The sequence below is a fragment of the Thermococcus sp. GR6 genome (assembly GCF_012027415.1).
Lineage (GTDB): Archaea > Methanobacteriota_B > Thermococci > Thermococcales > Thermococcaceae > Thermococcus > Thermococcus onnurineus.
Genome location: NZ_SNUM01000001.1, coordinates 936,111 through 953,772, shown reverse-complemented (window position 1 = coordinate 953,772; position 17,662 = coordinate 936,111). Strand labels below are relative to the sequence as shown.

The 17,662-nt window shown below is 51.0% G+C and carries 18 protein-coding genes and 2 tRNA genes; 12 read left to right on the top strand and 8 right to left on the bottom strand.

The window, feature by feature from the left end; genetic code table 11:
- Nucleotides 1–10: 10 nt before the first annotated feature.
- Together E3E32_RS05295 and E3E32_RS05290 are read right to left on the bottom strand one after the other, a co-directional pair.
- A complete protein-coding gene (locus E3E32_RS05295; protein ID WP_167730654.1) occupies nt 11–1,297 on the bottom strand; it encodes an ABC transporter substrate-binding protein in 1,287 nt (428 codons plus the stop codon).
- A 265-nt stretch (nt 1,298–1,562) separates the two neighbouring features.
- A complete protein-coding gene (locus E3E32_RS05290) occupies nt 1,563–2,726 on the bottom strand; it encodes a hypothetical protein (protein ID WP_167730652.1) in 1,164 nt (387 codons plus the stop codon).
- 109 nt (nt 2,727–2,835) lie between these two features.
- Here E3E32_RS05290 and psmB point away from each other — a divergent pair, with 109 nt between their 5' ends.
- From psmB to rpiA, 5 genes are read left to right on the top strand one after another with little or no spacing between them, the layout of a single operon-like run.
- Entirely contained in the window at nt 2,836–3,447 is a 612-nt protein-coding gene (psmB, locus tag E3E32_RS05285) for an archaeal proteasome endopeptidase complex subunit beta (RefSeq protein WP_167730650.1), read from the top strand.
- 10 nt (nt 3,448–3,457) lie between these two features.
- Nucleotides 3,458–5,404, top strand: a complete 1,947-nt coding sequence (locus E3E32_RS05280; RefSeq protein ID WP_167730648.1) for a beta-CASP ribonuclease aCPSF1 — start codon at nt 3,458–3,460, stop codon at nt 5,402–5,404.
- Nucleotides 5,405–5,409: 5 nt separating this feature from the next.
- Complete coding sequence (locus E3E32_RS05275; RefSeq protein WP_167731007.1) at nt 5,410–6,744, top strand: pyridoxal-phosphate dependent enzyme; 1,335 nt, start codon at nt 5,410–5,412, stop codon at nt 6,742–6,744.
- Between the two features lie 39 nt (nt 6,745–6,783).
- Nucleotides 6,784–7,137, top strand: coding sequence for a hypothetical protein (locus E3E32_RS05270; RefSeq protein ID WP_337998363.1), 354 nt, complete (start codon nt 6,784–6,786; stop codon nt 7,135–7,137).
- Between the two features lie 4 nt (nt 7,138–7,141).
- Entirely contained in the window at nt 7,142–7,825 is a 684-nt protein-coding gene (rpiA, locus tag E3E32_RS05265; RefSeq protein ID WP_012571126.1) for a ribose-5-phosphate isomerase RpiA, read from the top strand.
- A gap of 147 nt (nt 7,826–7,972) precedes the next feature.
- On the opposite strand, the gene E3E32_RS05260 is transcribed toward rpiA, so the two are convergent.
- The 3 genes from E3E32_RS05260 to E3E32_RS05250 all read right to left on the bottom strand — a co-directional run bounded on the left by E3E32_RS05260 (nt 7,973) and on the right by E3E32_RS05250 (nt 8,780).
- Nucleotides 7,973–8,050, bottom strand: a tRNA-Pro gene (locus E3E32_RS05260).
- A 27-nt stretch (nt 8,051–8,077) separates the two neighbouring features.
- Nucleotides 8,078–8,154: transfer RNA gene (locus tag E3E32_RS05255), tRNA-Thr, on the bottom strand.
- 26 nt (nt 8,155–8,180) lie between these two features.
- Complete coding sequence (locus tag E3E32_RS05250) at nt 8,181–8,780, bottom strand: RNA ligase partner protein (RefSeq protein WP_012571127.1); 600 nt, start codon at nt 8,778–8,780, stop codon at nt 8,181–8,183.
- A 53-nt stretch (nt 8,781–8,833) separates the two neighbouring features.
- On the opposite strand from E3E32_RS05250, the gene E3E32_RS05245 reads away from it, so the two are divergent.
- Together E3E32_RS05245 and E3E32_RS05240 are read left to right on the top strand one after the other, a co-directional pair.
- A complete protein-coding gene (locus E3E32_RS05245) occupies nt 8,834–10,042 on the top strand; it encodes a hypothetical protein (RefSeq protein WP_167731006.1) in 1,209 nt (402 codons plus the stop codon).
- A 106-nt stretch (nt 10,043–10,148) separates the two neighbouring features.
- On the top strand, nt 10,149–10,319 hold the full coding sequence (locus E3E32_RS05240; RefSeq protein ID WP_167730646.1) for a class III signal peptide: 171 nt from the start codon (nt 10,149–10,151) through the stop codon (nt 10,317–10,319).
- 5 nt (nt 10,320–10,324) lie between these two features.
- Here the strand turns inward: E3E32_RS05240 and E3E32_RS05235 are convergent, their stop codons facing one another.
- Genes E3E32_RS05235 through E3E32_RS05225 form a run of 3 tightly spaced genes read right to left on the bottom strand, consistent with a single transcriptional unit; the run spans nt 10,325 to nt 14,101 of the window.
- Nucleotides 10,325–12,646, bottom strand: a complete 2,322-nt coding sequence (locus tag E3E32_RS05235) for a TRAP transporter fused permease subunit (protein ID WP_167730644.1) — start codon at nt 12,644–12,646, stop codon at nt 10,325–10,327.
- 1 nt (nt 12,647) lies between these two features.
- Entirely contained in the window at nt 12,648–13,097 is a 450-nt protein-coding gene (locus E3E32_RS05230) for a DUF1850 domain-containing protein (RefSeq protein WP_012571131.1), read from the bottom strand.
- Between the two features lie 14 nt (nt 13,098–13,111).
- Nucleotides 13,112–14,101 (bottom strand): TAXI family TRAP transporter solute-binding subunit, encoded by a 990-nt coding sequence (locus tag E3E32_RS05225; protein WP_167730642.1) that lies wholly within the window; start codon nt 14,099–14,101, stop codon nt 13,112–13,114.
- A gap of 225 nt (nt 14,102–14,326) precedes the next feature.
- On the opposite strand from E3E32_RS05225, the gene E3E32_RS05220 reads away from it, so the two are divergent.
- From E3E32_RS05220 to E3E32_RS05200, 5 genes are all read left to right on the top strand, one after another.
- Nucleotides 14,327–15,145: a D-aminoacyl-tRNA deacylase gene (locus E3E32_RS05220; protein ID WP_167730641.1), complete on the top strand. Its 819-nt coding sequence runs from the start codon at nt 14,327–14,329 to the stop codon at nt 15,143–15,145.
- Nucleotides 15,146–15,266: 121 nt separating this feature from the next.
- Nucleotides 15,267–16,388 (top strand): cell division protein FtsZ, encoded by a 1,122-nt coding sequence (gene ftsZ, locus E3E32_RS05215; protein WP_167730639.1) that lies wholly within the window; start codon nt 15,267–15,269, stop codon nt 16,386–16,388.
- Between the two features lie 38 nt (nt 16,389–16,426).
- Complete coding sequence (locus tag E3E32_RS10115) at nt 16,427–16,612, top strand: protein translocase SEC61 complex subunit gamma (protein WP_012571135.1); 186 nt, start codon at nt 16,427–16,429, stop codon at nt 16,610–16,612.
- A 20-nt stretch (nt 16,613–16,632) separates the two neighbouring features.
- A complete protein-coding gene (locus E3E32_RS05205) occupies nt 16,633–17,091 on the top strand; it encodes a transcription elongation factor Spt5 (RefSeq protein ID WP_167711121.1) in 459 nt (152 codons plus the stop codon).
- Nucleotides 17,092–17,120: 29 nt separating this feature from the next.
- Nucleotides 17,121–17,612, top strand: a complete 492-nt coding sequence (locus E3E32_RS05200; RefSeq protein WP_167711123.1) for a 50S ribosomal protein L11 — start codon at nt 17,121–17,123, stop codon at nt 17,610–17,612.
- Nucleotides 17,613–17,662 lie beyond the last annotated feature (50 nt).

The window sequence follows — 17,662 nt, the reverse complement described above, 5'->3', positions numbered from 1 at the left end:
GGGAGAGGCTTTAGTGCCACTCAACCTCTCCGGTCGAGGACTTCCAGAGCCCGACCATCTCCCAGCTTCCATCCTTAACAGCCCATATGGCATAGTCGCCACTAGCCCTGTCGTTCCATTCGTCGAGCTCTATGTCGCCGGTTACTGATGAAACGCTAAGTTCTCCAGAGCTGTATTTTGACAGTATCTCCTTTATTTTCTCGACCATCAAGTCAGGATCGTAGGTTCCATTCTCTTTCAAGACCTCGGCATAGGAGAGAGCAGCAACCCAGGCCGCGTCGTAGGCTATGAGGGCATACTCACTGGGCTCTATTCCGAACTTCTCTTTGAACCTCTCGATAAGCTTCTTTCCTGCATCGCTCTGGGCGTAGAACTGGGTGGAGAACAAGGCAACCTTTGAGGCCTTGTCTCCCGCCTCCTCAACTATCTTGTCGCTGAGCACGTTTCCGTCCGAGCCAAACCACTTGACGCTAAGCAGTTCTGAGTCGTCAGGAATCTGGGAGAGAAGCGTCGCTATCTCGTCAAACCCGATGACCCACACTGCCACTTGGTCAGCCGAGTACTTAGATAATAGAGAATTAATTCCATCCTCTGCTTTTGAGATGTACGGTGACCAGTCTGTTGGTTCCGGATTGCTGGGATAGCTTATGTCCTCGGCGATCTCGATATCACCCTTAATCTGTTCGACCGTCGCATCGTGCAGTCCTTTACCCCAAGCGTCTCCACGGTAGAGGATCACGAGCCCCTTGATTCCCTTGCTTTTCAGCTCTGCCGCTATAGCCTCGCTCTGGAATAAGTCTGTTGGAACGAAGCGGAACACGTACTTTTTCTCTTCGGGACTTGCGAATCCAATGAACTTCGGTGGCGCGGTCGATGCCTCGGAGATAACCACAATCTTGTGGGCAGCCACGTAGCTCCTCATGTTCTTAAGCTCACCGCTTGATGTGGGTCCAATTATCACCTTAATACCCTGGGCATCGAGAGTCTGGACTTTTTCCAATGCAACTTTGGGATCAGTCCTCGTGTCTTCAAAGTAAATTTCGACCTTAAAATTCATATTGTTCTCGGAAAAGTACCTGTTTATGTCCTCCTGAGCCAGCTCAAGGGCGTTCTTTATCTTCTTTCCGTCCGATGCTATCGGTCCTGACAAGTCAAGCAGGGCACCGAGTTTGATTATCTGAACTGAAGAGCTGCTAGACTGTTGGCTGGACTGGCTTGGAGACTGGGAAGACCCTCCTATACAGCCCGCTGCAATTACCAGCAGGCTCACCAAGAGGAGTGCTGCCAACTTCTTCATGGTGATCCCTCCTGAATTTTTCTCCGCCTATCAAGTTTACCAAGGTTAAATGTTTATCGAAGGTTTTTTTGAATCTATGACAAAATGCCTAATATTTTGCGACCATGCATATTAGGATCGTGCACATTCCTTAAAAAATGATTGACATTCTGTCAACATGCATAATTATAATTTGACTATAAATCAGAATAAATTAAATGTCGTTGTCCAAATGAGTGCACACTGTCGGCATAATCAAAAAACATAGGGGATGAAATACTTGTATTCATGCCTTAGCCCAGTATTCTTTCTCTTCGACCATTGCCCTTATCATCTCGTCTTCGTCCTTGAACATTGTTCTTCTCGATGGATTCTGCATGCCGTAGAACTCCATGAAGGGGCTTGGCCTCCTCTCGAACGGGTAGTAAAGGTATATTGCAGCAAGCGTCCGATAGGCCTCTGCCATTTCACTGATTACTCCCGCTGAGACGCCTTCAGCGTAATGATAGACGGCTATAGCTTTGCTGACATCGACCAAGTTGAAGTCCCTCTCCACAAGCTGTCTTCTTAGAATGTCGGTAGCCTGCTCTATGTCTTCCCTGTCAAGCTCCTCAACCTCTTCGCCGTCGAGTAGGTGTTTGATTTTGATCCTCTTAATCGAGGGATCTTTGTTCACCTGGTTATCGTACTCGGCAACAACCCACCAGTCGTCGAGGGCGCCAGGGTCAAGGACTGTGAAGTGCTCGCTCAGCTTGTCGTAGAAGTCCCTGACGCGGTGGTAGTACTCATCCTCGTGGCCCGTCATCGGGTAACTGAGATAGATTATGGGCTTCTCGTTCTCCCTGAAAATCAGGTTGAGGAAGACCTCATGTGGATGCCTTATGCCGAACTGGAGGACGTAGCGGACTTCAAGGCCTTCTTTCTTCAGCTCGTGGACGAGGGTCTTCACGTGGTTTATGGCATCCTCACGCCACATGACGAGAGTCGTGAGCTTTATGTTCTCGGGGTCTTTGCCGAAGCGCTCGAACCACTCAGGGTCGTTTATTATCCTCCTCCTGACGGAGAGAACGTCGTCGAGGACTATTATAACGCGGTTCGGCTTCAGGAGCTTGAGGTTGCTGGTAGTAAAGCCTATAACACTCCCGCTTCCCCAGCGGAAGAGGCTAGGAGTTGAGACAAGGTGGTACTTCTTATCGCTCTCATCTATCTCCTTTCTTATTCTACTGAACGCCTCGTCCCTTATCTCATTCATCAGGTCTTGGTGACTTATTGCGAAATCCAAAACGTTCTTCCGGGTTATTTTAACGCCCAGTTCTTTACCGACTTCCCTTATGTAGTCGAAGACGTGGTAGTATGTGTAGCTCTCTCCGTTGGCAAGCTTGAGGGCCTCGGTTATATACTCGTCTCTGCCGTTGAGAGGAGGGCCCGTTAAGAGTATTACCTCCTTCATTCTACCACCCTAGAAGTCCCCTTAGGACGAAACCTTTAAATACTATTCCCCTAAACCGCACTTGTAGAAGTTCTTCTATTCTAAAAGCATACTAGCAGGGGTGTTGTAATTGGCTGAAAAGCTAAAGGGAACGACTACGGTCGGCATTGTATGTAAGGACGGTGTTGTCCTAGCGGCAGACAGGAGAGCATCGCTCGGCAACATGGTGCTGTCAAAGGAAGTCACTAAGGTGTTTCAGATAGATGACCATCTGGCTCTAGCTGGAGCTGGAAGCGTCGGGGACATTCTCTCGCTCGTTAGACTTCTGAGGGCTGAGGTTAGGCTCTACAGAGCCAAGGTCGGGAGAGAGATAAGCGTTAAAGCCCTCGCAACGCTTACTTCTAACATTCTCCACGGGAGCAGATTCATGCCGTACTTCGGGTGGTTTCTCATAGCCGGTTATGATGAGAAGCCCGCACTGTATTCCCTCGATATGGCGGGCGGCGTTACAGAGGATAAGTTCACCTCAGCTGGCTCTGGAATGGAGCTAGCCTTCGCGGTTCTTGAAGATGGGTATAAGGACGACATTAATGTTGAAGAGGGCGTTAAGCTTGCCCTCAAGGCTATAAAAATTGCCACGAGGCGTGATGTTTTCACAGGCGATGGAATAACACTCGTAACCGTGACGGAGGAGGGCTACAGGGAGCTGAACAGAGAGGAAATAGAGGCTCTTCTGAAGTGAGGTGGTGACTTTGATAAGGAGAGAGACGTTCGTTGACGACATTCTACGTGATATAAAAGCGGTAATCTCGCAGATGGTTCCGAGGGAAGCTAGAATAACAGACATCGAGTTCGAGGGACCGGAGCTCGTCATCTACGTCAAGAACCCCGAGGCAATAATGCAGGATGGAGAGCTCATCAAGAACCTCGCCAAGGTTCTCAAGAAAAGGATAAGTGTCAGGCCTGACCCGGAAGTTCTTCTCCCGCCGGAGAAGGCCGAAGAAATGATAAAGGAGATAGTTCCGCCGGAGGCAGAGATAACCAGCATCAGCTTTGATCCGTCCGTGGGTGAGGTCCTCATAGAAGCCAAGAAGCCGGGTCTAGTGATAGGCAAGAACGGTGAAACGCTCCGCTTGATAACCCAGAAGGTTCACTGGGCTCCCAAGGTGATACGAACTCCTCCGCTCCAGAGCCAGACGATATACTCCATCAGGCAGATACTCCAGACCGAGAGCAAGGACAGGAGGAAGTTCCTCCGTCAGGTCGGCAGGAACATCTACCGCAAGCCCGAACTCAAGAGCGAGTGGATAAGGATAACCGGTCTCGGAGGCTTCAGGGAAGTCGGTAGGAGTGCCCTTCTCGTCCAGACCAACGAGAGTTATGTTTTGGTTGACTTCGGTGTTAACATAGCTGCCCTCCGTGACCCCAAGAAGGCCTTCCCGCACTTCGATGCTCCGGAGTTCCGTTACGTCCTGGATGCGGGCCTTCTCGATGCGATAATCATAACTCATGCTCACCTCGACCACAGCGGTATGCTTCCATATCTCTTCCGCTACAAGCTCTTCGACGGACCAATATACACGACTCCACCGACTAGGGACCTTATGGTTCTCCTCCAGCAGGACTTCATCGAGATTCAGCAGATGAACGGTGTCGAGCCACTCTATCGGCCAAGAGACATCAAAGAGGTCATCAAGCACACCATAACCCTGGATTACGGCGAGGTCAGGGACATAGCGCCAGACATGCGTTTAACGCTCCACAACGCCGGCCACATCCTTGGTTCTTCCATAGTTCACCTCCACATAGGAAACGGACTTCACAACATAGCAATTACCGGAGACTTCAAGTTCATCCCAACGAGGCTTTTCGAACCGGCCGTTTCGAGGTTCCCAAGGCTCGAGACCCTCGTCATGGAGTCTACCTACGGTGGAAGCAACGACCATCAGATGCCGCGTGAGGAAGCTGAGAAGCGCCTGATTGAGGTCATTCACCAGACAATAAGGAGGAAGGGCAAGGTTCTCATTCCGGCCATGGCCGTCGGTAGGGCCCAGGAGATAATGATGGTTCTCGAGGAGTACGCGAGGGTTGGTGGCATAGAGGTGCCGATTTACCTCGACGGAATGATTTGGGAGGCCACCGCCATACACACGGCCTATCCAGAATACCTCAGCAGACACCTCCGTGAGCAGATATTCCATGAGGGCTACAACCCATTCCTCAATCCGATATTCAAGCCCGTCGCCAACTCCAGGGAGAGGCAGGACATCATAGACAGCGGTGAGCCGGCGATAATCATAGCTACTTCGGGCATGCTTGTCGGCGGACCAAGCGTGGAGTACTTCAAGCAGCTCGCTCCGGATCCGAAGAACAGCATGATATTTGTCAGCTACCAGGCAGAGGGAACCCTCGGAAGACAGGTGCAGAGGGGACTCAGGGAAATCCCGCTCGTCGGCGAGGGGGGCAAGACCGAGGTCGTCAAGGTCAACATGGGGGTTCACACCATCGACGGATTCTCAGGTCACGCCGACAGGAGGGAGCTCATAAGCTACATAGCAAGGCTGAGACCGAGGCCCGAGAGGATCATAACAGTCCACGGAGAGCCTCACAAGTGTCTTGACCTCTCAACAAGCATCCACAAGAAGTTCGGCATCAGCACGAGGGCCCCAAACAACCTCGACGCAATCCGGCTGAAGTGATGGATATGTTCGTTAGGTGTCCCTCCTGCGGGAGGCTCTATTCTTCCCTTATTCCCCCCACATGCTCCTGTGGTGAACCACTTAGGATAGCCTACGACTATGAGAAGGTTGATGTGTCCAGATGGGCAAACCGTAAGAAGGGCGTATGGCGCTACAGGGAGCTTCTGCCAGACGTTAATGAGATTGTCAGCCTCCACGAGGGTGGAACGCCTCTTCTGAGAGCCAAACTTGGTGAGGAACTCGGACTAAACGTCTTCATCAAAGATGAAACGAGGAACCCGACCGGCTCCTTCAGGGACAGGCTCATCACTGTTGCCGTTTCCTATGGCCTACCGCATGCTGAGAACGGTTTCGTCGTTGCCAGCAACGGGAACGCGGCGGCTTCCCTCGCGGCCTATGCAGCCAGAGCTGGCAAAGAGGCCTACACGGTAGTCCCCAAGCTCATAGAGAAGTGCAAGTTAACTCAGATTGTTGCCTTTGGGGCCAAAATCATACGCTACGGCGAGAGTGTTGACGAGGGCATAAGCTACGCTGAGGGGCTGGCCGAAGGTAAGGGCCTGTACAACATCACCCCCGAGAGCAACCTGATTGGTCTTGAGGGCCAGAAAACGGTGGCTTTCGAGCTCTGGGAGGAGCTCAACCCTACCCATGTGATAGTGCCTACTGGAAGCGGCAGCAACCTTTACAGCATCTACAAAGGTTTTAGGGAACTCCTAGAGATTGGCTCAATCGAGGAGATGCCCAAGCTCATAGCAGTTCAAACTGAAAGATGCTCCCCTATAGCGAGCGAGGTTCTCGGCGTTGAGCCTAAGGCCGAGCCGACCAAAGCTCTGGCTCTCTACGTCAAGAACCCCCTCACGAAAGAGCTCGCCCTTGAGGCTATACGGGAGACGGACGGAACTGCAGTCCTCGTTGGGGAAGACGAGCTTGATTTGGGCGAGAGGCTCCTCGCGAAGGAGGGTATCTTTGCCGAGTACGCTTCGGTGGTAATAGTTCCGGCACTCCTCAAGCTCGCCGAGGAGGGCTATTTTGAGAGGGACGACAGAATAGCCCTAATCGTGACGAGCTCCGGATTAAAAGGCCACTATTCGGAGGGCAGGGAAAAGTTCACCCTTGGAGGAACCAAGCTCGAAATCCTAAAGCTGCTCAGCGAAAGGAGCATGTATGGCTACGAGATATGGGAAGCACTGGAGAAGCCCCTCAAGTATCAGGCCGTCTATCAGCACCTGCGCGAGCTCGAAAGCCTCGGTCTCATAGAGGAATCTCACAAGAAGGGACGGCGCGTGTACTACGGGCTCACGGAGAAGGGTAGGAAGTTCCTCGAGACGCTCTCTGCCTAACGGAAAGGTTTTAAAACATCTTTTAAAAGCTAACCGTAGGTGAAGAATGTGAAGCTGACGATTGAGCATAAGTTTTCACTGTCCGTGTATCTATGGGGACTGATCACCGGATTAATCAGCGGAATAGCTGCAGCTAAGGTTCAGTACGGCTGGCTGCTCGGCATCGCGCTATACTTCGTCATCGACAAGTTCGTGCTCGCTCTAATAAAAGAGCTGCCACCAGAGATAGAGGACGAGCGCATGATTCTGAAGAAGGCCTTCTGGAGCTGGTTCCTGTTCTGGCTCTACTTCACCATGCTCAGCTACACGCTAGTGATAAACTTCCAGCCCCAGTTCTACTCAAACCAGAGCCTGCTGTATCAACTCACGCAGAACGGAGCGGTGGCGGGGTGAGCGTATGGAAGAACTGAAAAGAGCCGTCGCAAAGGAGGCCCTGAAGTTCATCGAGGATGATATGGTAGTGGGCCTCGGTACCGGCTCAACGACCGCCTATTTCATCGAGTACCTTGGCAAGCTCATCATGGAGGAGGAGCTTGAGGACGTCTACGGTGTTCCAACTTCTTATCAGGCAAGGCTTCTCGCTCTCGAGTACGGCGTTCCGGTGGTTAACCTTGATGAAGTTGATGCTATAGACATAGCCGTCGACGGCGCTGATGAGGTTGACCCGTACCTCAATCTCATAAAGGGGCGCGGTGCGGCTTTGACCATGGAGAAAATAATCGAATACCGCGCCGGAACCTTCCTCGTCCTCGTTGATGAGAGCAAGCTCGTGGAGAGGCTTGGCCAGAAGATGCCGGTTCCCATAGAGGTTATTCCTGCCGCTTGGCGCGCAATAGCAGAGGAGCTCGAGGTCTTCAACGCCACGGCTGAGCTCAGGATGGCGAGCAAGAAGGACGGTCCGGTCGTTACAGAGAACGGTAACTTCATCCTCGACGCGAGGTTCCACAGGATAGACGACCCGCTCGACCTCGAGATAGAGCTGAACAACATCCCCGGCGTCGTCGAGAACGGCATCTTTGCTGACATAGCTGACATTGTCCTCGTCGGTACGAGGGAAGGAGTTAAGAGGATGGAGCGCTGAATTCTTCGATTTTGTCTTTTCTATGCATCTCTTCTATGTTGGCCTTCTGTGAATGATCTGGGACTGTTAAGTGCACAAAACCCTGGGTTCAGCATTTCAGAAGCAGTTAGAATCTTTCCGCCAGCGCTTGCTCTGCAAGTGCTGTACTGGTGGGGCCGCCGGGATTTGAACCCGGGTCACGGGCTCCCAAAGCCCGCAGGATGGACCAAGCTACCCCACGGCCCCTTGCCCAGAATAGTCCTCCAAGAAGTTTGGAGCCCCGGGCGGGGTTTGAACCCGCGACCTGCCGCTTACCAAGCGGCCGCTCCACCAGGCTGAGCCACCGGGGCGTCGATGATACCATGCAGGTGAGCATTTATAAATTTTTCCCTTCGCCCATTTTTGCCACGAGGCCCTCAAGAACCTCACGAAAGTTGGCCGCGTCGATCCACTTGATGCCCATCTTCTGAGCCCAGGTGAGTATCCCGACATCAGCAGAAACTATCGTCGCATCGAGCTCTTTTGCTAGTAAGATAAGCTCAAAATCTTCCTTGCTATCAACGATGCCTTCACGGAGGGCTTTGCGGTAGTTCCGCCTCAGCTTCTGGATTATTCTATCGACGTTGTCAGTTTCGATTACACTCTCGCGGACGGCTTTCTCAGCGACGCGGAGGCCTTTGTCTATGCGCCTCCTTATATCGTCAATCAGTTCGTAGACAACAAAGGCGGGAATCTTAATGTCGTGGACGTTGGGGGGCTTTTTTATGATGTAGAGTTCGATTTCAGGCAGGAGCTCGTCTTCATCGACGAAATGCATAACCTCGCGGTAGATACCGGGGGGCATGTAGAACTCCACCCTGCCGAAGAGCATCTCAGCATATCCAAGAAATGTTCTCATAGCCTCGGTCGGGTTGTCCCCAAACTTTCGCCTTATCTCTGGATTGACAAAGATGCTCGTATCGAGCACGAACCTCATGACCACCACAAGCTTATTTAAGCGGGGAAGTTTAAAACAGTTAGGTGGAAAGCATGAGAGTCGGAGTCGTTTTTGGAGTAAGCGAGCTGGCAAGTCCAAAGGCCTTTGAGAAGAAAGCATCGAAGTTCATAACCGAGCTCGCAAAGGAGTTCGACGTCGTTGGGGGCTTCTTTGTTTCCACCAAGAGGGACTTCAAGGAAGCCAAGGAAGAGGTAAACTTCAATGAGGTTGATGCGATAGTCCTTTATCCCCTGACGGGTGGAACCGAAGGAGCCTTAAAGGAGTTCGCGGTTTACAGAAGGCCGATAATAATCTACGGCGACACATTCAATAACTCCCTCGCGGCGGGAATAGAGCTGCGCGAATACTTCAGGGACAGACTCGTTCCCTCAACCCTCGTCAAGGACTTTAACGAACTCAAAGCGGCCCTTCTCGGTTACGAGGACATGAAAGAGATCCTCGACAAGTTCCTGAGGATGCGCCTTGGCATAATAGGCCGTGTCTCGCCGTGGCTCATAAACGAGAAGTTCGAGCTACCCTACACCAGCATAAGCCTCAAGAAGTTCTACGAGTACTATGAGGCAACGACCGACGCTGAGGGCTGGAAGGTTGTCGAGGAGATAGTGGCAAAGGCCAGAGAGATAAAAGAACCCAAGCGGGAGGATCTGGTCAAAGCCGGGAGGATTTATCTAGCCATCAAGCGCATCCTTGAGGACTATCGCCTGGATGGTTTCACAATAGGCTGCTTTGACCTCATAATGAAGATAAAGGCCACACCCTGCTTGGCCCTTGCGATGTTCAATGCGGAGGGAATTCCAGCGGCATGCGAGGGAGAGCTGAACGCGCTCCTAGGGATGGCGATAGTGAAGCGTTTCTTCGACAAGCCAGCATTCATGGGCAACATAGCTGACTACGGCGACGACTACATCATCCTTGCCCACTGTACCGCTCCCCTCATCAGTGGATACACCATAAGGTCACACTTTGAGAGCGGAATGGGAGTTGGCGTTGAGGTCGAGCTGCCAAAGGGCAAAGCCTCGCTCCTCAAAATACGCGGCAGAAAAGCCGTCGTTGCCAGTGTTGAAGTCGTTGGAAGGGAGCGCAGCGAGCACCGCTGCAGAACCCAGATGAAGCTCAGGATAGAAGAAGCCAGGGACTTCATAGACGGCACCCTGGGCAACCACCATCTGCTGGTTTATGTGGATAGCGAGGAGCTGGCGGATCTCCTCAGCGAACTTGGCTTTGAAGTCATGCTGTACTGATGCTCATAATGTATCTTTTCTACCTCTTTTTGGACAGTTACCCACCCAAAATTTTATTAACCAAAAGTTACTTAATATATATTGAGAGGTGAAAGGGGGTGATAGCATGAGGCGAGCCCAGGCTGTGGTAGAATACCTCATGATGACGGCACTTGCCTTAGTAATGGCCCTGTTCACCATTAGGATAGCCCAAAGAACGGCCAGCGATGCCGCCACTCAGATTACGAGAACCTCCGAGGAAATAATAAAAACAATGAACGAAATGATAGAGGATTGAGGGGGCTATGCCCCCGCAGAAACTCTGACTCCGTAGAACTTCAGGCCTAGCCAAGCAGCGGCTCCTGTCCCAATAATTATTGGGTTCAGTGTCACTCCTGCCAGCCCAATGACCACTAGTATTATTCTAACCCACTTCTTCAGGTGTGTCTTATAGAATCCAGTCAGTGCTATCGCCAGCAGGTACATTATGAACAGAGTCGCCAGGAGGTAATAGAGCACCCTGAGTGCCGTTGCAATGTTCCATTCTGGAACCGTTATCAGGAACATCTCCGGGTGAGTGAAATAGATGTAGGGTCCTATGTAGCCAGCCAAGGCGTACTTGACCGCGTTCATGGCAGTCTTCCAGAAGTCTCCACCAGCTAAAGCTGAACCTGCGTAGCTTGCTAGGGCAACCGGTGGAGTGACATCTGCTAGTATACCAAAGTAGAAGACGAAGAAGTGCGCCGCGAGAAGAGCTATCGCAGTGGTGAAGCCTGGGACTGGCTGGTCGTACGGGGCAACACTTTGAACTGCGTTGAAAATAGCAGGTGCCGCAACTAGAGAGGTGATAATGTAGTTGGCGGTCGTAGGAACTCCCATTCCTAGGATGAGGCTGAATACCATAGTAAGGATCAGCAGCAGTAATAGGTTCCCAGCAGTCAAATCAACGAGGCGATATCCAATGCGGGTAACGAGACCGGTCATTGTTAGAACTCCCTGAATCAAGCCTGCAGAAGCTGCTGCTAGCATGACGCTGGTACTGGTTTTGCCCGCGTCAATGACTGACTCATAAGTCGCCGAGTACATCCGCCTGCCCTCTTCACTCTTGGATATGTATCCCACGATGAGAGAGAAGGCAATTCCCATGACACCGCTCATCAGCAGTATCTGCTCCTTGGTCATTCCGAGATGCTTGGTGAGGGCTATGAAAAGTATGAACATCAGGCTGATATAGAGTTTTTCGTTGAAGTCTACTAGGTCCGTCATAAACGCTAGGCCCACCAGTGCAAGCGAGAGAACCACTAAAAGACCCGCAACAAGTCCTGTCATTGACTTTCCTGTAAACATCATGAGAGTCGTTAGGAGGACAATGCCGACATAGAACCCTTCGTGACCATTTATCTCGTCCCTAGCGATCCAGGCTACCCAAATGGCAATTCCAAGGGATGAGATGGCAGATATGTGGGGTGGGATTCCCCAGACGAGAGCGACTGTAATGACTGCTACGGGCAAGAGGATGTAGAGCTTTCTGAGGAAATACCCGAGCTTCTTTGACTCTTCAACTGCCATGCTCTTGAGTCCAAGTCTTTTAGTCTCGAGGTCTATGAAGATGTAGACGCCGGAATAATACACGAGAGCTGGGATGACGGCAGCTATTATCAACTTGTTGTATGGTATTCCAAGGAACTCGGCCATTATGAATGCTGCTGCACCCATTATTGGAGGCATCAGCTGTCCGCCTGTTGATGCAACCGGCTCAACGGCACCGGCTATCTCGGGGGGATATCCAGCTTTTTTCATGAGGGGTATCGTGAAAGTTCCAGTTGTGAGGACGTTTGCAACACTAGATCCGCTGACGGTCCCCATGAGGCCACTTGAAACAACGGCGGCCTTTGCAGGTCCACCCGGACGGGAACCGAAAAGCGCTATCATGAATTCGGTAATGTAGTCGCTGATGCCTATCCTGAGAAGGAATGCTCCAAAGAACACGAAAGCAAATACGTATATTGTCATGACGAAGAACGGAATTCCAAAGATTCCTTCATCAAAGTAGAGTTGCTGGGTAAATCGTATCCAGTTGAAGCCTATGTTGTTGATTCCGTATAGCAGAAATACTGTGACAACGAGTGGCAGAACCCATCCGAGGACTCTACGTGTCGCTTCAAGGACGAGAATTATTGCCATAATGCCAAATATGACATCGATCTGTGTTACTTCGGCGAACTCAGCGTAGCGTTGGTAAACTGCAAACAGGTATAGTGATGAGATAACTCCGAGAGCTGCCAGTACATAGTCATAAATTGGTACCTTTTTCAGGTATTTCTCTTTCTTACGAATTGGGTAGAGCATGAACGTAATAAAGAGTATCATGGCCAAAACAAATGCTTCTCCCTGTTTTGTTTGGAACGTCGTCTTCAGAAAACCTATTTCGATACCCATACGGGAAAACATGTCGTATAGTGTGTAGTTGAAGTTGAATATAAACAGTATTTCGTAGATGCCTATAAGAATCGCCGCGATGGTTACGAGGCGTTCGAGCGAAGGAGGCAGTACCCGGATCTTTTCGAGCACAACCCCTTCGACTTCTTCCGCTTTCTTTTTAGGCTTTTTATCCTTCACGAGCATTTTAGCACCTCCCAATCGCTATCTCAAACAGACTGCATTCCTTAACCTCAAATTCAACAAGGGTTTCTCGTCTAGGTGAAAAAACTAACTTCCCATTTACCCAGATTTCAGCGCTATTCAAGGGGATGAACCAGAAGTCCAAGCTCTCCCCAAGGGGAATGTTGATTTTCTTGACGTAGTAACCGTTTTCTGTGGATTGAATATCTTCCGGGAGACCTGCACCGAAATCCCTCCATCGCATTTCCTCCGCGTAGATGCCACTCCTATTCACTTTCAGGACTTCGATGACTTCACTTCTTTGGACGCTGTGGACGTATTTTATGGTTACGTTAACATCCCCCAAAAGGAAGACGCTCTTTGAGACTCCATCGCTTATCATGAAAACCTTCAGGGGATAGGATAGTAGAATTAAAGATAGCAGGAAAGTCAAAAAAATAAAAGACTTCCTCAAGGATGCTCACCCATTCAAGGCTTGAGCTCTGACGGGATAGTCATGCCCTTCTCTTCGTAGTATTTAGCGGCTCCGGGATGGAGCGGGATGCTCATGCCATCGAGTGCAGTCTCGAGGCTTATGTACTGAGTCTTGGCGTGGACTTTCTGGAGCTCGGCAACGTTGTCAAAGAGTATCTTGGTCATCTGATACACGACGTCCTCTGGGAGATCAGCACTGACGACGAGAACAGCCTTAACTGCAACTGTCGGAGTGTCTTCAGTCATTCCGTTGTACGTGTCCTTGGGGAGAACCTGCCTCACATAGAAGATGTATCCCTCATCTTTAAGCTTGTTTAGAATGTCGTCTGGAATCGGGAGAATCCTGACGGGAGTCTGAACGGCAATCTGGTTGACTGCAGGTGTTGGAGCACCAGAGACTATGACTGCAGCATCAACCTGACCAAGCTTGAGACTCTGAGAAGCTTCGCTAAAGGCCTGGTTAACTTTCTGGATGCTGTCCCATACCCCTGCAGCTTTGAGTATCTGCTCCGCGGCAACAGCAGTACCGCTTCCGGGGGCGCCGATTGCGACCTTTTTGCCTGCAAGGTCCTGGAGGCTCTTTATGTCACTGTCTGCCCTCACGACAAATTGGACGGTTTCAGGATACAGCGCTGCAACACCACGGAGCTTCTCAATCTTGTTGCCCTCAAACATGTATAGACCGTGATATGCATAATATGCAACATCATTCTGCATTATAGCAGCTTGGGCAGTTCCATCACCGATGGCTTTAGCATTGGCAACGCTCGCACCGCTGGTAACAGCCTTAGCATTGACACCGTTCTTGCTGAGTATCTCTGCGTATTTTGAGCCCAGTGGGAAGTAAACTCCGCTGGTTCCACCGGTGTAGATAGTTATCTCCTGGGTCTGCGTCGTCTGACCTCCTTCACTGCCAATACAACCAGCTATAACCACTGCAAAAACCAAAACGGCAACGAGCCCAATTGACATCACTTTTTTCATCTTTTGTGCACCCCCAAACCTTAATGTGCATACATGGTCAAACGACCACATTAGGATATTGGGGTATATTTCGGGTTATATAGTTTGCGTTACTTTTTCGTAAATCTTCCTTATGAAATTTTGGGCACGAAACGTGGTACCATCGGTATCCACTGGACAAAGGTAGAGGTTCGGACTCGGGTAAAGCCTTTTAATTCCCGAGCCGAGCATCAAGGGGGTTGCAAGATGAAGGTAATAATGACAACGAAGATAGACCTAGCTTCAATGAACATAATGGAAAAACTGGTGGAGAACTTCGGCTTTAAAGAAACTGACAGGATCTTCGATGGAAATCCCGTCTATTCAAAGGGCGATACGCTCATTCTGACCACCAACGACGAGATGATTTACTACGACAACCTCGACAAGGCCATCGAGCACCAGCTCGGTCTCGTCCCTGAAATCATAGTCTTCGCCTCGAGACACTCCAGCAAACAGAAGCTGCCTGCACTTACCACCCATATAACCGGTAACTGGGGCAACGCAATGTATGGCGGAAAGGACGAGAGCCTGGCCATAGCTCAACCGAGCGCAATGAAGCTTGCGCTCCTCAAGATGAATGAGCTCAATGATCTGAACTGGATCATCTGCTATGAGGCCACACACCACGGCCCGAGTGAGCTGAACGTCCCGAGTCTGTTCATCGAAATAGGCTCGAGCGAGGAGGAGTGGGTGAACGACAGGGCAGGAGATATACTAGCAGAGACAATAACATATGTGCTGGATAAATACAGAGAGACCAAGTTCCCAGTTGCCATAGGGATAGGTGGCGGTCACTACGCCCCAAAGCAGACAAAGAGGGCGCTAAAGACAGACTTAGCATTCAGCCACATAGCACCAAAGTATGCCCATCCGCTCAAGAAAGAACTCATTCTCAAGGCCATCGAAAGAACCGCCGAAAAAGTGGATGCCATATACGTTGATTGGAAGGGCAGCAAAGGTGAAACGAGGCAGATGGCGAAAGCTTTGGCTGAAGAGCTCGGCTTGGAGTTCATACGGGACTGAATAATCGAAATCTTTAAAGATGTTAAGCGGGATTTTAAAATCAGCACTCGGCTTTAGCTAAATTTATATACTACCTGCCTACAAAGTGAAACAGATGTTAAATTGCCTGGAGGGTGAAAAGATGCTGAAGCTGATTGAGGACGCTATCGAAAGAACCTCCGCTGACCTTAACAAGGTTCCGGAGGCCCAGGCTCCGCAGACCGACATCGATGAGGAGCTTAGGAGGATTCTGGAGCAGATACAAGCTAAGATTTATGTCGTTGGTGTTGGCGGTGCCGGCTGTAACACTATAAACAGAATGATGCAGGTCGGCATCCAGGGTGCGAAGGTTATCGCTATCAACACTGATGCTCAGGATCTTCTCAAGGTTAGGGCTCACAAGAAGATACTCATAGGTAAAGAACTTACCCGTGGTCTCGGTGCAGGAAACAACCCCAAGATGGGAGAGGAAGCTGCCAAGGAGAGCGAGAGAGAAATTCGCGACGCCCTTGAAGGTGCCGACATGGTCTTCATCACCTGCGGTCTCGGTGGCGGAACCGGTACTGGGGCCGCTCCAGTTGTTGCCGAAATAGCCAAGAAGATGGGCGCTCTCACCGTCTCAGTCGTTACCCTTCCATTCACCGTCGAGGGCATCAGGAGGATAAAGAACGCCGAGTATGGTCTCGAGAGGCTCAGGAAGAACAGCGACACCGTTATTGTCATCCCGAACGACAAGCTCATGGAAGTCGCCCCTAACCTGCCGATACACATGGCCTTCAAGGTCGCCGACGAGATACTCGTCCAGGCCGTCAAGGGCATCACTGAGCTCATCACCAAGCCAGGACTTGTTAACCTCGACTTCAACGACGTCAGGGCTGTCATGAAGGACGGCGGCGTTGCGATGATAGGTATTGGCGAGAGCGACAGCGAGAAGAGGGCCCTCGAAGCTGCCCAGCAGGCACTCAACAGCCCGCTCCTCGACGTTGACATAAGCGGTGCCAAGGGAGCGCTCATAAGCATAAGCGGAAGCGACGTCAAGCTCGAGGAGGCCCAGCAGATAATAGAGCTAGTCACGAGTAAGCTTGACCCAGAGGCCCAGGTCATCTGGGGAATACAGCTTGACGAAGAGCTCGGAAAGATGATAAGGATCCTCATCGTGGTTACTGGAGTCAGCTCCCCATACGCTGTCGCCGAGGAGGAGCCCACTTACTACGGTGAGGAGCCCGAGAGAAAAGTTATTAAACTCGACCTTGAGGAGCTTTGATAACCCTTTCATTTTCAAAATTTAAAGGGGTGACGAGTGTGGCAACAACTACGGAAAAGCTTAAAAACTTCTTCGCGGAGTTGCGGAGGGTTTTACTGGTCACAAAAAAACCGGGCTGGAAAGAGTTTAAGATGGCTGCAAAGATTACCGGCATCGGAATGATTTTAATTGGCCTCATAGGCCTCGTAATCCGTATGATCGGCTACCTTATTACTGGCGCCTGAGCCAGCAACGGGTGATAGAGATGAGCGACGGCAGGATATTCACAGTGCGTGTCACAGTTGGTCAGGAAGAAACTACGGCCAAGCTGATATACAGCAAGATTAAAACATATAATCTCCCGGTCTATGCCATATTGGCTCCGTCAAAGGTGAAGGGATACATATTCGTCGAGGCCCCCAGCAAGAGCGCAGTCGATGAGGCCATCAAGGGTATAAGGCATGCCAAGGGTACCCTTCCGGGCGAGGTCAAGTTCGAGGAGATTGAGCACTTCCTCGAGGAGAAGCCAGCCGTTAGCGGCTTCGAGCCTGGCGACATAGTTGAGCTCATCGCCGGCCCGTTCAAGGGTGAAAAGGCTAAGGTTGTCAGGGTTGACGAAGCCAAGGACGAAATAGTCGTCGAGCTTATTGGTTCAATCGTCCCGATTCCGGTTACGGTGAGGGGCGAATACGTTAGACTTATAAGCAAACGCCAGAAGGAGTGAACGGACTCAGATAACTAGAGGTGAGAAAGATGCCGCAGGTTGTTGAGGTGCTCGTTGAGGGAGGAAAGGCTTCACCAGGTCCACCACTCGGTCCCGCTATCGGTCCACTCGGACTTAACGTTAAGCAGGTTGTTGACGAGATAAACAAGGCCACCAAGGACTTCGAGGGGATGCAGGTTCCAGTCAAGATCATCGTGGAGGATCCCAAGAAGAAGACCTTCCGCATTGAGGTCGGTGTTCCTCCGGTCAGCCAGCTAATCAAGAAGGAGCTTGGCATACCAAAGGGCTCCAGCGAGGCCGGCCACAGTCCAGTCGGAAACCTGACCATGGAGCAGGTCATCAGGATAGCTAAGGCCAAGATAGACCAGATGCTTGCCGCTGACCTCAAGGCTGCAGCCAAGGAGGTCATCGGTACAGCGCTCAGTATGGGTGTTACCGTCGAGGGCAAGGACCCGAGGGAAGTCCAGAAGGAGATTGACGAAGGCGTTTACGACGAGATTTTTGCGAACGCCGAGGAGTGAGGGAAAAGTTTAAAAATCCCTCTTTTTACGCATTTTTGACTTTTCGATGC